The sequence below is a fragment of the Arthrobacter sp. UYP6 genome (assembly GCF_040547315.1).
In the GTDB taxonomy this organism is placed as follows: domain Bacteria; phylum Actinomycetota; class Actinomycetes; order Actinomycetales; family Micrococcaceae; genus Arthrobacter_B.
This window is the reverse complement of sequence record NZ_JBEPPM010000022.1, coordinates 48,472-61,720: the sequence shown is the minus strand read 5'-3', so window position 1 is coordinate 61,720 and position 13,249 is coordinate 48,472. Positions and strand designations below refer to the sequence as shown.

Annotated in this window: 13 protein-coding genes; 5 read left to right on the top strand and 8 right to left on the bottom strand. The window is 64.3% G+C overall.

Features of this window, described 5'->3' with window-relative positions:
- Positions 1–41 precede the first annotated feature (41 nt).
- The 4 genes from ABIB35_RS16490 to ABIB35_RS16475 form a co-directional block, all read right to left on the bottom strand.
- The gene (locus ABIB35_RS16490; protein ID WP_354182813.1) at positions 42–1,709 is read right to left on the bottom strand and encodes a DUF726 domain-containing protein; all 1,668 of its coding nucleotides are present in this window, start codon (positions 1,707–1,709) and stop codon (positions 42–44) included.
- Positions 1,710–1,842: 133 nt separating this feature from the next.
- A complete protein-coding gene (locus ABIB35_RS16485; protein WP_354182812.1) occupies positions 1,843–2,547 on the bottom strand; it encodes a DUF6308 family protein in 705 nt (234 codons plus the stop codon).
- Between the two features lie 227 nt (positions 2,548–2,774).
- Positions 2,775–3,251 carry a DoxX family protein gene (locus tag ABIB35_RS16480; RefSeq protein WP_502915819.1) on the bottom strand — a complete coding sequence of 159 codons (477 nt, stop codon included), beginning with the start codon at positions 3,249–3,251 and terminating at the stop codon, positions 2,775–2,777.
- A gap of 2 nt (positions 3,252–3,253) precedes the next feature.
- The gene (locus tag ABIB35_RS16475) at positions 3,254–4,429 is read right to left on the bottom strand and encodes a M20 metallopeptidase family protein (RefSeq protein ID WP_354182811.1); all 1,176 of its coding nucleotides are present in this window, start codon (positions 4,427–4,429) and stop codon (positions 3,254–3,256) included.
- A 204-nt stretch (positions 4,430–4,633) separates the two neighbouring features.
- Here ABIB35_RS16475 and ABIB35_RS16470 point away from each other — a divergent pair, with 204 nt between their 5' ends.
- The 4 genes from ABIB35_RS16470 (at position 4,634) to ABIB35_RS16455 (ending at position 9,127) form a co-directional block, all read left to right on the top strand.
- On the top strand, positions 4,634–6,031 hold the full coding sequence (locus ABIB35_RS16470) for a sensor histidine kinase (RefSeq protein ID WP_354182810.1): 1,398 nt from the start codon (positions 4,634–4,636) through the stop codon (positions 6,029–6,031).
- 109 nt (positions 6,032–6,140) lie between these two features.
- On the top strand, positions 6,141–6,875 hold the full coding sequence (locus tag ABIB35_RS16465) for a response regulator (RefSeq protein ID WP_354182809.1): 735 nt from the start codon (positions 6,141–6,143) through the stop codon (positions 6,873–6,875).
- 123 nt (positions 6,876–6,998) lie between these two features.
- Positions 6,999–7,880 carry an ABC transporter ATP-binding protein gene (locus tag ABIB35_RS16460; protein WP_354182808.1) on the top strand — a complete coding sequence of 294 codons (882 nt, stop codon included), beginning with the start codon at positions 6,999–7,001 and terminating at the stop codon, positions 7,878–7,880.
- Positions 7,877–9,127 carry an ABC transporter permease gene (locus ABIB35_RS16455; RefSeq protein ID WP_354182807.1) on the top strand — a complete coding sequence of 417 codons (1,251 nt, stop codon included), beginning with the start codon at positions 7,877–7,879 and terminating at the stop codon, positions 9,125–9,127. Before ABIB35_RS16460 ends, ABIB35_RS16455 begins: the two co-directional genes overlap by 4 nt.
- Before the next feature lie 36 nt (positions 9,128–9,163).
- Here the strand turns inward: ABIB35_RS16455 and malQ are convergent, their stop codons facing one another.
- Together malQ and ABIB35_RS16445 are read right to left on the bottom strand one after the other, a co-directional pair.
- Complete coding sequence (gene malQ, locus ABIB35_RS16450) at positions 9,164–11,338, bottom strand: 4-alpha-glucanotransferase (RefSeq protein WP_354182806.1); 2,175 nt, start codon at positions 11,336–11,338, stop codon at positions 9,164–9,166.
- Positions 11,339–11,348: 10 nt separating this feature from the next.
- Positions 11,349–11,678 (bottom strand): DUF6221 family protein, encoded by a 330-nt coding sequence (locus ABIB35_RS16445; RefSeq protein ID WP_354182805.1) that lies wholly within the window; start codon positions 11,676–11,678, stop codon positions 11,349–11,351.
- Positions 11,679–11,801: 123 nt separating this feature from the next.
- On the opposite strand from ABIB35_RS16445, the gene ABIB35_RS16440 reads away from it, so the two are divergent.
- Positions 11,802–12,041 (top strand): hypothetical protein, encoded by a 240-nt coding sequence (locus tag ABIB35_RS16440; RefSeq protein WP_354182804.1) that lies wholly within the window; start codon positions 11,802–11,804, stop codon positions 12,039–12,041.
- A 33-nt stretch (positions 12,042–12,074) separates the two neighbouring features.
- Here ABIB35_RS16440 and ABIB35_RS16435 read toward each other — a convergent pair whose 3' ends face one another.
- Positions 12,075–12,833: an SDR family NAD(P)-dependent oxidoreductase gene (locus ABIB35_RS16435; RefSeq protein WP_354182803.1), complete on the bottom strand. Its 759-nt coding sequence runs from the start codon at positions 12,831–12,833 to the stop codon at positions 12,075–12,077.
- A gap of 126 nt (positions 12,834–12,959) precedes the next feature.
- Positions 12,960–13,226: a hypothetical protein gene (locus ABIB35_RS16430; protein WP_354182802.1), complete on the bottom strand. Its 267-nt coding sequence runs from the start codon at positions 13,224–13,226 to the stop codon at positions 12,960–12,962.
- Positions 13,227–13,249: the final 23 nt, after the last annotated feature.

The following is a 13,249-nucleotide window of genomic DNA, read 5'->3' as shown; positions in this document are numbered from 1 at the left end:
CCTGTGGCCTGGCTGTTGTGCCGGGCCACAGTCCGACCTACCTAGGCTGAAATTTCGGCAGGACCTACTCGCGCCGCCGGGCGCTGAGAGAGTAACTGCACAGTCTTGGGGTACTCAGAGTGCCCCTTCACCTGACCTGAGACGTCGATGTTGAGCAGTTTCTTGTCTGCAGGTTTGAAGCCCATATACCCGGCTGCTTTTTCCCCGGGCTGACTGGCGGCGTAGGCATACTTGAGGACGCTGTCGTTGGTCGAGTGATAGTTGTAGACGGCGTCCTCAACCGCAGCTGTCAAAGTGCTCCAGTCACTCTTGCCACCAATAGCAGCACCAAGAAGATGCATGGCCTGCACGCGCGGGCCGTCCTTTTTGCTGGCCATAGCCTGGGCTGCGACGACCATTGCCCGCGCCCCGAGACTATGTCCGACCAGCACGTAGGAGTCTTCCCTCGTCCGCGCAAGCAGGTCAGCCAGGATGACTCCCGTCTTTTCCGCCCGGTTCTTAGCAACATGCCATGGGTTTTTTGCAAGGTCGGCGGCGACAAGGGCGGGAGCAATCGGACCAAGCCTTTTAGCCCCCGCCTTTGCGGCTCTCGCCGCCGCATCCTTCAGCACAGCTCCGCCAAAGGCTTTTGCCACACCGCCTCCGCCGAGGAAAGCCAAATGCTTGAGCTCCCGGGCACCCCAATGGACCCGATATACCGGCGAGTCCGGGTAACGTTCTTTGATGATCTCCTGCCACTCACCCCAGCCGACACCGGTCTCGCTGAGGAAGCCATTGCAGACGATCACGGGAACGCCCGGTCCGCCCTGGAGCAGTTCGACATGGAAGGACTTGTCCTCGCGGACATAGGCGTTCATGACCGACGCGCCCAGAGCGCCGCCCAAGGCTGCGCCCAGTGCCGTGATGACAGCAGTCCCCCCGGCCATACCCAGCCCTCCGGCAGCTACGGCGCCACCGCCCAGGAGAGCCAGGCCGAAATTCGTGGCGGCAACGCCGCTGTAACCTCCGATAAGCGCGCCGGCAGCACCACCAATGGCAGGAGCTGCCAGAAGTGCAAAGGGGGCAGCAGCTGCCAGCCCTACTCCCGCAAGGCCAACGACTTTTACGGTTCGAGCAAGGTTGGGCTTGTCGTACTTGAGGAACTCCTCATAGTCATTGAGTGCAGCCATCGTGCGATCGGCCTTTGCAAAGCCTGGGATTTCATGGCGGTGCTCGGCGCAGTACCGCTGGACCCTAAGGGCTCCTTCTTCCCTCACTGCCATGTGTCTGCAAGTTAAACTCGCACAGGGTAAGGTCGGCGATCCACAGGCGTCACAAATATAGGCGGGCAATTGGCCCAGCGGCCGCTTCGCCTTTCGATGGGCATGTTCACCGAAACAAGAAGAGCACCAACCGTATTTCTTTTCGTCAGTGAGATCCTCAGCCACCTCCGCGATCCACGCAGCTACCTTCTTGAACCCTTGCGCACGCTTTTCAGCAGCTTTCTGAAGGTCCTGATCCGGCAGGGTAACCGCTGCATATCGGGCCAGCGCATAAGCCCAAGCGTTTGTTACCAATGAGCGATTGTCTCCGAGAATTCCTTCCCCAACAACGGGCTCGTTGTCGGTATTGCTGCCCGACAATGAAACTTTGTAGCCTCGGGGTGAAACGACATCGCATTGAATGCGGTCCCCGTCAAGCATGCGGAAGAGAATCTCTAATTTAGACATGCTCCGAATCCTGCCAGAGGATTCTTCCCGAGGCGGTCATTGAGCCAACGAAATTCTCTGATGGCTTCGCTTCTTGTGGGAAGGACTCCAGAGTTCTCGAGTGGTAGTGATTTGAATGATGAGAAGTGGGCTGCTAGGCAGTCTCATCTTCGCTCGTAGGTGACTGCTGCACTCCGCCAGTCCCACGCATCCACAGGATCACGTCCATGGCTCGAAGAGGCGAAATGGGATGCGGCAGCTCTGCCTTCCGCTGGATGTCATCCAGATGGAGGGAAAGGGCGCAGTCGTTCTGAGTCAGGACCTCATGCCAGTCACTCCACTGAGTCCCCGAATCTTTAAGCTCCGTTTCGCTTCTCACCACGGAGTCCCAGATCGGGACGAGACGCGGCCGTTTACGTGCCATCAGCTTGCTGGCCTTGGTGGGACCGATACCCCAGCTCTGATTGTCCGGGAGATCCTTGCCGCGCAGGAGGTCCCGAAGCTGCCAGGCTGGGCTTTCTTCTCCGAGCACACTCTTGAAGTTCTCATGTGTAACAGATGCCAAATCCAGATCAGCCGGAATCTGAGCCAGCAGCGCGGTCACTTCCCCTCGGCGCTGTTCCAAGATTCCGATGACAGCCTTCGGAGAAAACCGGACTGACAGGAAGGACGCGGCGAGGAAATCATCCGCAGTGAGGGTGTTGACCATGCCAGGCGCATCCCCGCCGCCGGCCCAGTTATCGAACCGGGCGCCGCTCCGCAACTGGCTTTTTCCCTGCTGGGGCTTGGTGTAGTAATTGCTGAGCAGCAGGACAGCGTTGTCGGTCTGATCGGTAAGGAGAACTTTCGGAATTTGCACGGCCTGTGTCCCTCTGTCGGCGACGAGGGTGCGAGCACACCCTGTGGCCTGAATAGTACAGACTCGTCAAAGCGGCATCTCCGCACTGAAATTTCCTCACATTTCCCCACCGTTTTGGGAAATCGCTGCCGGTTTAAAACGGCAGGGATTTCCCAAAGTGGCAGTAAATTCCCAAAACGGAGGGAAATGCGCGTGAAAACCTGACGAGCCGAAACTACCGTCCGCAGCTACCCCTTTTTCGCCGCGTCCCGCAGTTCCTTCCACGCCCCCGTGGACCACAGCGCCCAGATCACCAGCAGGGGCTGGAAGAACAGCCGCACCAGACGCGCCCCGTCCGAATCCAGACCAAAAGCATCAGTGTGCGTGAGGTACTGGGAGAGGTTGCCGGGGAAAATCACCACAAAGAACACCGCCGCCGCCAGTCCCACGGGCACCCGGCGTTTGCGGAGCAGGATCAGGGCCGCACCAAGGCTGATTTCCACCACACCGGAGATCAACACCACGGCGTCATCACCCACCGGAACCCAGTCCGGCACCTGCGCCTGGAACTCCGCTCGGGCGAAGCTCAGATGCGAGGTGCCGGCAAAAGCCAGAAACACTCCCAGTGCAATCGCGCCCAGTCGCCGGGGCTTCGACGTCGGCGGGGCAGGACGGGAAGCAAGCGCGGCAAGGCGCGAGGCGAAGGACATCGGCACGGAAGACATGCCTACGTCAGCCGGTTGTAGGCCAGCTGAGCCAGCGCTGCGGCCTGGTCCCCCAGTACCGAATCGTCAAACAGCACGCGCGGCGAGTGGTTCCAGGCCACGGCCGCAGGGTCCACCGAGGGCGGGGTGGCGCCCAGGAACAGGAAGGTCCCTGGAACCTCGTCCAGCACCAGGGAGAAATCCTCCGACCCCATCAACGGATCCCGGGATTCCAGCACGCGGTCCTCGCCAAACAGTTCACGCAGGTCGGTCATCGCTTCGGTAGTGCGGCCGGCGTCGTTGCGGGTGACGGGATAGCGGACAGTGAAGTCCACGTCGGCGCTGCAGCCGTGGGCCGCCGCAATCCCTTCCGCGAGCGCCTTCGACTCCACGATCACCCGGTCCAGCGCCTCCTCGGACAGCGTGCGGACGGACGCCCCCAGCTTGGCGGTATCGGGAATAACGTTGATGGCGTCCCCGGCTTCCAGCTGGGTAACGGTCAGGACAATCGGGTCAAAGACCGAGAACCGGCGGGTGGACATGGTCTGCAGCGCGGAGGCGATTTCGGTGAGGGCCGGGACGGGGTCGACGGCGGTCTGCGGCTGTGAGCTGTGGCCGCCGGAACCCTTGACGGTAATGCGCAGCTCGTTCGCGCCGGCCATCAGCGTGCCGGACTTAGTGCGGAAGACCCCCAGCGGCCCGGGGCGGACATGGATACCGTAGGCGGCGATGGGACGTTCCCCGGCGGCGTCGAGCACTCCCTCGTCAATCATCAGGCTGGCCCCGTTGTGGCCCTCTTCGCCGGGCTGGAACATAAAGATGACGCTGCCGGCCAAATCCTGCTGCTGCGCGCAGAGCAGCTTCGCGGCACCAACCAGCCCGGCCACGTGCAGGTCGTGCCCGCAGGCGTGCATGTTTCCGTTGGTTGAGGCGTACTCCAGGTCGGTCAGCTCGGTCACCGGCAGGGCATCCATATCTCCGCGCAGCAGCACTGCCGGCCCGGGCTCGGCCCCGCGCAGCACAGCGATCACGGAGGAGGCTTTAAGCCCCAGGGTGATCTCCAGATCCAGCCCCTCCAGCGCCGCAAGGATGCGCGACTGGGTCCGCGGAAGGTCAAGCCCGGTTTCCGGATCCTGGTGGAGTTCACGCCGCAGCGCCACCAGTTCAGGGAGGATCGCCTGTGCTTCTTCAACAAACATGCTAAAAGTCCTGTCATCCGCGCCGTCGTCGGGGCTGCCCTTGCGGCAGCAGTGTTACCTAAGGCAGTAAACCATTCCTTTCCTGCCAGCACAGCCGAAACCGCAGCCCCGGAGCGGCGACAGGGGGTAACACAGCGGTGAAGTGACCGCTGATCATCCCTCCGGCCGAGCCGTGCCCGTCCGCCACCTCTTAGACTGGGCTGCATGATCCAGACCCTGGCCTCCGGCCCCGGCGCCCGGAATCCCGGTCCCCGCAGCCATTTCCGGCCGCTATGGCTTAGCCGGCGGCCCTGGCACAACGACGACGAGTGGGAACGTCCCGCGCCCACACGCGACCAGCTGCGGCGCGACGTCGTCGGAACCGCTGTCGTGATCCTGATCGCCGCAATTGCATTGGAGGCCAGCCGCGGATTTGGCGCCATGGGCGGGGAAGAGCAGCCAATCTGGCTGCAGCACCTACTGCTGGCGCTCATGGTCGCCCCGTTAGCGCTGCGACGGCGTTTCCCCGTCACCGTACTGCTTACCTCCTCGGCGCTCTTCCTTGTCCTGAGCATGGTGATGCCCGCTTTGGGCGGACAACTTGCGTTCCAGGGTGCGTATTTCGCGTCCATCTACTCGGGGGTGGCCTGGGCACGGGAGCGGCGGCTGCTGCGGCTTTCGCTGGTGGTGGTGATCGGGGCCATGGCGCTGTGGCTGGTTCTTTCCCTCACGGTTTCCAACGCCTATGACTCCTTCATTGAAAGCGTGCTGGGCGATGATGAAACGCATCACGGACTGCTTTCGCCGCTGGTCTCCTATGCTTTCTACAGTTTCCTGGTCAACGCCGCCTTTTTTGGCGGAGCCATCCAGTTTGGCCTGACCTCCTGGCGCAGTGCGCACCAGCGGGAGCAGCTTGCCGGCCAGGCCGAACAGCTGCGCGCTCAGGCAGCGGAACTCGCCCATCAGGCGGTGGTGACCGAACGGCTGAGGATCGCCCGCGAACTGCACGACGTCGTCGCGCACCACATTGCCGTGATCGGCGTCCATGCCGGGGCGGCCCGGCGCGTGCTGGAGAAGAAACCGGAAGCAGCCGCCGGCGCCCTGCAGACCATTGAGGACTCCAGCCGTGAGGCGGTGGAGGAAATGCGGGCACTGCTGGGGGTGCTGCGTGCCGGCGACGACGCTGACCCGGCCGGCGACAGCGCCCATCGCCGTCCCGAACCAGGACTGGCGGACTTGGATTCGCTGGTGGCCGAGCACCGCACCAACGGACTGCGGGTCGCCTTCACCCGGGTCGAAGACCTGCCGGGCGCCTTCGACACCATCTCGGCTCCCCTGGCGTTGTCCGTGTACCGCACCGTCCAGGAATCCCTGTCCAACGTCTCCCGGCACTCCACCGCACGTTCCGCCGTGGTTGCGCTGCGCACCGGTTACGCCGACGGCGTGCGCTGGCTCGAGATGGAAACGGTCGACGACGGTGCTCCCCGGGCGGACGGGCGCCCCGGCTCCGGTTTTGGCCTGCGGGGCATCCGGGAGCGGGCGGCGCTGCACGGCGGCACGGCGGAGATCGGGCCAAGAGCGGACGGCGGCTGGCGGGTGCGGGTCCGCTTCGCACAGCGCTGACCGGGCGGGATGGCAGGGTGTGCCCCGCTAAGCTTGACGCGGGGGCGGCATCAGGCTGCCGAGACACGCTGCGCCGGAACGGCGGAGCGGAGCTGAGCTGAAGGACATCATGGAACCGATTCGCGTACTGCTCGCAGATGACCAGGCCCTGGTCCGCGCAGGCTTTGCCATGATGCTCTCCGTCGAGGAGGAGCTCGAAGTGGTTGGCCAGGTGGCCAACGGAGCCGAAGCGGTGGAATTTGCCGCAAGCCAGCCGGTGGATGTCATCCTGATGGACGTGCAGATGCCGGTGCTGGACGGGATCCGGGCCACGGAGCAGGTGGTGCGCGCCGGAACCGCCAAGGTCATTATCCTGACCACCTTTGAGCGCGAAGATTATCTTTTTGACGCCATCCGGGCCGGCGCGAGCGGATTCCTTCTGAAGAATGCCGATCCCGATGACCTGGTGGCGGCCGTCCACGCCGTCGCCGGAGGTCATGCCCTGCTGGCCCCCGAGGTCACGCTGCGCGTCATTGAACGCTTCGCCCGCCAGCTCCACGCCGAGTCCGCTGAAACAGCAGCCGGCGGAATCCCGGCTCCGGCGTCCGCGGCTCAGCAGAAGCTCCTGGACTCCCTGACCTCCCGCGAGCGCGAGGTCCTGATCCAGGTTGCCGGCGGACGGAGCAACGCGGAGATAGCCGGCGAGATGTTCCTGGCGGAAGCAACGGTCAAGACTCACATCTCCAACCTGCTTGCCAAGATCCAGGTGCGGGACCGGGTGCAGGCCGTGGTCTTCGCCTATGAAAGCGGCCTCATCCTTCCGGGGGAGAACGCCGCGGACTCCCCGTCCCATACGTCCTCCTGACAGATCCTCCCGGCACCGCCGGTTCACCCGCACGGCCGATCCGCTTGTTCCCCGTCGCTTCTAAGGTTGAAGAAGACGATCCACTTCGCGACGCCCGGCCCTGCCGGGAAAGGAGCAGCCCCCATGCTGCAGGTTCTTAACCTCACCCGAAAGTTCGGGGATAAAAAGGCGGTGGACAACGTCAGCTTTGACGTCCCGGCCGGAGCGATGACCGGGTTTGTAGGCGGCAACGGCGCCGGCAAGACCACCACCATGCGCATGATCATGGGTGTCCTGACGGCCACCGAAGGAGAAGTTCTCCTCAACGGCTCGCCCGTGAGCGCCGCCGACCGGTCCCGCTTCGGCTACATGCCGGAAGAACGCGGTCTTTACCCCAAGCAGCCCATCCTGGATCAGCTGATCTATCTGGGCCAGCTACACCGCATGAGTCAGGGTGACGCCCGCCGCGAAGCCATGGACCTGCTGGAACGCTTCACCTTGGCGGACCGGTCCAAGGACAAACTGGAATCCCTCTCCCTGGGCAACCAGCAGCGCGTGCAGATTGCCGCTTCGCTGCTGCACCGGCCCAACGTACTGATCCTGGACGAACCGTTCTCCGGACTGGATCCGGCAGCCGTGGACTCCATGGTGGATCTCCTGCGCGAGCGCACCCGTGCCGGCGTACCGGTCCTGTTCTCCAGCCACCAGCTGGATCTGGTGGACCGCCTCTGCGACAACCTGGTGGTGTTGAAAACCGGTCGGCTCATGGCCGCCGGCTCCAGCGACCAGCTCCGCGCCAAGGCTCCCCGCCGGCACCGCATCACCGTTTCGCCGGACGCCGGCTGGCTTCGGGACGAAGCCGGGCTGAGGGTCATCGACGTTGCCGGCCCCACCGCGCTGCTGGAGTTCGACGGCGATGCCTCCGCCCAGCGCATCCTCACCGCGGCCCTGGCCCGCGGCACCGTGGAAGAGTTCACTCCGCTGCGGCCCACCTTGAGCGAAATTTACCGGGAGGTATCAGCATGAGCACCACCAACACCCGCCGCCCCGCCTCCGAAACGCCTCAACCTCCCGGCACCAAGGACAGCACCACCCCGGCCTGGGCCATCGTCACCCTTCGCGAAGTCATGGTGAAGGCCCGGGACCGCGGCTACCTCATCTCAACGGTGGTAACGCTTCTCCTCATCGTCGGAGCCGTGGTGTTCAACGCTTATATGAATAGCCGCACCACCGAGTACACGGTGTTGGTGACCAGCGACTCGGCCCAATCCGTCGTGGAACGGGCGGGGGACGTCGCCTCGGGTGATGACCCCGCCGCAGCCGATGAATCCACCACCTTCACGGCAGTCTCCACCGGTTCCGCCACAGCTGCCCGGGATCTGGTCCGCAGCGGAGACGCCGATGCGGCCCTGCTGCAGGCTGCAGACGGCAGCTGGTCCCTGGTGGGCGCAGAGGACATTGACGGCGACCTCCGCCAGCCGATCGCCGAAGCCCTGCGGCTCACCGTGATTGACGCGAATGCCGCCGCCGCAGGTACCACCGGAGAGCAGCTGCTGGCCGGAAGCGAGATGACCGAAGAGCTCCTTGAGGGCAACGCCGAAAACGCCCTGCTGGCCACCGTTGTCGGTTTTGTTTTCAGCTTCCTGTTCTACATGTCCTCCATTGTCTTCGGCATGGCAATCGCCAACTCCGTCCTGGAAGAGAAGCAGAACCGGGTGGTGGAGATCCTGGCCACGGCCATCCCCATCCGGCAGCTGCTCTATGGCAAGGTGGCGGGCAACACCCTGCTCGCCATGATCCAGCTGGCCCTGTACGGAGGGGCGGCACTGCTGGCCCTGAACATCACCGGCACCGCCGATCTGGTGGGGAGCATCATTCCCGCCTCCGGCTGGTTCCTGGTGTACTTCCTGGCCGGATTCCTGATTCTCGCTTCGGCCTGGGCCATGCTCGGATCCATGGCCAGCCGCAGCGAGGACCTGACCAACAGCTCCACCCCGGTGATGACGGTGATCATCGCCGCCCTGTTTGCCGGCATGTTCGCCAAGGGACAGCTCCTGGTCATTGCTTCCTACGTCCCCGTCATCTCTTCGGTGGCCATGCCCATCCGGATGCTCGGCTCCGAGGTCCCGCTGTGGGAGACGTTCCTGTCCCTGGCAATTGCTCTGGCCGCGGCCTACGCACTGCTGCGCTTCGGCGAGCGGATCTACCGCCGCGCCGTCATGCAGAGCGGGGGTGCCCTGACCCTGCGCAAGGCGATGAAGCTGGAGTCCTAGTCCGCAGAGGCAGGCAGCAGAAAGAAGCAGCAGGACTCAGATCGAGTCCTTCATCAGGTCAGCCAGCGCGTTGAAACGCTGGTTGGAGGGCAGGTCATCCAGCAGGATGGCCTGCCCGTCCGGGCCGCACAGCGGAATGCGCCAGTTTGGATACTCGTCTGCGGTGCCCGGCTGGTTCTGGGTGCGCCGCTCCCCCACTGCGTCAGCCAGCGCCACGCCCAGGAGCACTGACGGAGTCTGCAGGATGTAGGCGTGCAGTGCTTCCACCGTCCGCTGAACCTCTTCCGGACCTCCGCTTCCGGTGCCGGTGCCGGTTCCGGCGGAAGGCAGCAGGCCACGGCTGCGCACCAGTGCCAGGACAGCTTCCCGGGCGGCTTCGTCGATCGCACGTTCTTCCTCCACCGGGCGGTTCAGCAGGCCAAGTGAATCGCGCAGATCCACATGCTCACCGGCAAGGTAGCCGGCAGTAGGCGGCAGGTCATGCGTGTTGACGGTCGTCAAGGCTCCCTGCCGGTAGTCCTCCGGCGGACGGGGCCCCCCGTCCTCGGAATGCTCAAACCACAGGATGGAGGTGCCCAGCACACCGCGCTCGGCAAGGTATTCCTGCACCCAGGGCTCAAACACGCCCAGGTCTTCACCGATCACCACGGCGCCGGCCCGCTGGGCTTCAAGAACCAGGATCCCAATCAGCGCTTCGTGGTCATAGTAGACGTAGGCCCCATCGCCGGGCGCCGCGCCCTGCGGAATCCACCACAGCCGGAACAACCCCAGGATGTGATCCACCCGGATCCCTCCGGCGTGACGCAGGACTGTGCGCAGCATGTCCCGGTAGGGCAGGTAGCCGGCGTCGGCCAGCCGCTGGGGATGCCAGGGCGGCTGGCTCCAGTCCTGGCCCTGCTGGTTGAACATATCCGGAGGCGCACCCACTGACACTCCGGGCGCCAGCACCCCGCGCAACATCCAGGCATCGGCGCCGGCCGGATGGACGCCCACGGCCAGGTCGTGCACAACACCGATTTCCATGCCGGCGCTGCGGGCAGCCGCTTGCGCGGTTTCCAGCTGCTGGTCGCAAATCCACTGCAGCCACTGGAAGAACCGAACACGTTCGGTGAACTCCGAGCGGTGTTCACTGATCCAGGCGCTGTCCGGGCCGGTGATCTGCTGCCATTGGGGAGCATCCGCCGGCAGCTGCTCGGACAGGGCGCACCAGAGGGCAAAGTCTTCCAGGCCCTGGCCCTCCACCGCGCAGAATCGGTCAAACTGCTGCTGCCGCGCAATGCCCCGCGGCACGGAATAGATCGATTCCAGCGCAGCGAGCTTTGCAGCGTAGGCGGTGTCACGGTCCAGCTGTTCAGCGGAGGTGTTGGCCGCTGCCAGGGACCGTGCAGCGGCCTCAATCCGGGACCGGTCCTCTCCTGGGAGATAGCCGTACTCCGGAATATCCTCCACCCGAATGTAGAGCGGATGGAAGAACCGGCGGGTCGTGGGCAAATACGGGGACGGCTCAACGGGCGGCACAGGTTCGGCCGCGTGCAGCGGGTTGATCAGGAGAAATCCTGCACCGTGCTCTGCACCGGAGAGAGCCGCCAAATCCGCCAAATCTGCCAGGTCCCCAATTCCCCAGGAACGGGAGGAGCGCAAGGAGTAGAGCTGCGTCATCAGCCCCCAGGCTCGGCGGCGGGTCAGAGCTGCCGTCGTCGTCAGCCGTTCAGGGGTCACCACAAGGACGCTTGCTGCCTGCCGGTGGCCCGCGCGGACTTCAAGGCGGTGCCATCCCAGCGGCAGGTCTTCGGGGAGGACAACCAGGGTGGCACCGGTCCGAACCCCGTCAACCTCCCGTTCCTCGCCCGAGACCGACGGCCATTCCAGTTCCCGGTGGCTGCCGTCTTCCAGGACGATCCGCACATCTGCCTGCTCACCGGCGGGCAAGTGGACGGTGACCGTCCGGTTTTGCTGCTCACGCAAAACGACGGCGCCGGGCAGGATCCGCCGCCACGACGCCATTCGCGTTTCCGTCAGGGATCGTTCAATCTCTTCGTCGGTGGCCGTGGCGGCACCCAACGCTCCGAGGATTCTGCCCAGGGTTGCGTCGGAGACTTCGCGCCGAGTGCCGTCCCAGCCATCGAAGGTGGTGGCGACATGATGATGGTCGGCGAGCTCATGCAGGATTGCAGTGGTTTCAGCCGGGCCAGCGGCATGTGCTTCAGTCATGACAGCTAATCTAGCTGCGCTTTTCAGTCAGCCGCCACACGTCCTGATACTCCGGATGGTCCTGGTAGGCGGCGGCCATGGAGGCCAGCGCCAGCGTGGTCCATTCCAACTCATCAGCGAACTGTTTCCCCTGCCCCTCCGGATCCAGCAGCATCCGCGCCAAGGCGTTGCGCCGGGCTCCGCCGATGATCTCGATCAGCATCAGCTTGGTCTCACATTCGCGCAGCAGCCGTTCCTCATACCACCGGTCGGAAGGGGTAACACCCCGCGCCGTCAAGAGCTTTCGGGACTCCGCGGCGTCGTCCCGGAAGCGCGTCAGCAGGAAGTCCACGATATCCATGTCCATGATCGTACGCCGCACCACAGGGGGCGTCAGGGCCACAGCCGGAAACCCCCCATGCCGGGCAGGGAATATTCCGGGGAACCGCTTGGTTGACATAACTAGTCAAGAGAAAGAGAGCCCGTGCCAGCAGTCACCACGCCACAACGATCCTCAGCCACCCGCTCCAAGCGGGTCCGAAACATCCGCTCCATCCGCCGCGGCGACCACATTGAAGTCCGCAGCGGTGAACAGGTCTACTACCGCGGCGAAGTCCGTGACACCGCTCCCGGACTGGGCACCATCTGGATCCGCGGTGATGATGAAGGAACCCGCACCGCGGTCAGCGTTGAGGACTTCACCATCTGGAAAATCCCGGCATAACCGGGCACTTGTGCTTGCGCTGTCCCACAGAAGCTAGCGGTCCATCAGCGCGCCGGCACTGATATTCAAAGTAGCTGCCGTCATGCTGCCGGCTTTGTCCGAGGCGGCGAAAGCGGCTGCGTTTCCAACATCCTGCAGAGTTGCGGCACGTCGAAGCAGCGTCGCATCGACAATGCTGCTGGTGATCTCCGCCCGCCCGTCCATCTCCGGCGGCAGCGACTCGGGAATGCCGCCGCTGCGCAGCGTGACAACCCTGATGCCATGGGACCCCAGCTCCACCGCGAGTTGCCGCCGCATAGCTTCCATGGCTTCAAAAGCGGTGATGAGCCCGCCCAGATAGAGGCCGGGCGCAGGCTCACCGGAGCCTCCGAAGACCAGAATCACCCCGGACCGCTGCCGCATCATGTGACGGGCAGCCGCGCGGGAGGTCAGGAACATGGTCTGCACCGCGGTGGAAACCGGCCGCAGATAATCCTCCACGTACATATCCACCATGGGTGCACCCTGCACATCCCCGTGCTGAATCACGTTCATGGAGATATCCAGACTTCCCGCTGTGGACGCAACATGGTTGGCATGCTCATCCACGGCCTGCCCGTTGGTGGCATCCAGCAGGGCGGTTTCCACCAACCCACCGTTCGCGCGGATGTCCCGCGCAACACGCTCCAAGGAGTCAGAGTGCCGGCCGGCCAGAAAGACGCGCGCCCCTTCCCGGGCGAAGGCCCGGGCCGCCGCTCCCCCAATTGCGCCGCCTCCTCCGTAGATCACGGCGTTCTTCTCGTTAAGCAGCATAGGAACCTCTTGGGTTGGCATCGACGGGGCGTCTTGCTGGGACTGTGGACGTGGCTGTGGCTGTCCATCATGGCACTGCGCCGCGGACATGGACAGGGGGCCGGGTTGCTGCCCGGCCCCCTGTTGCTACCAGCGGACCTTTTTCTCCCTTCGGCCCTGCTTGCCGTTGATGTGAGTGGGCTTGTGGTCCTTGCCCAGGCTTTGCCACCCGGGAAGGCCGTTCTCAGCTGCCGCGCCGGTGGCGGACTTGTCCCCGGCTTCAGCGCCGAGCTTGGCTGCAGCGGCAGGAGCAATGTTCACCGTTGCAGCTACCGGCACGTCGGGTACGACGAACGAGCCGGGGATCACGAGCCCCGGCAGGGGCATGGAGCGGTTCTTTTTGGATGATGCCATGGTTGATCTCCGGACTTTTCAAG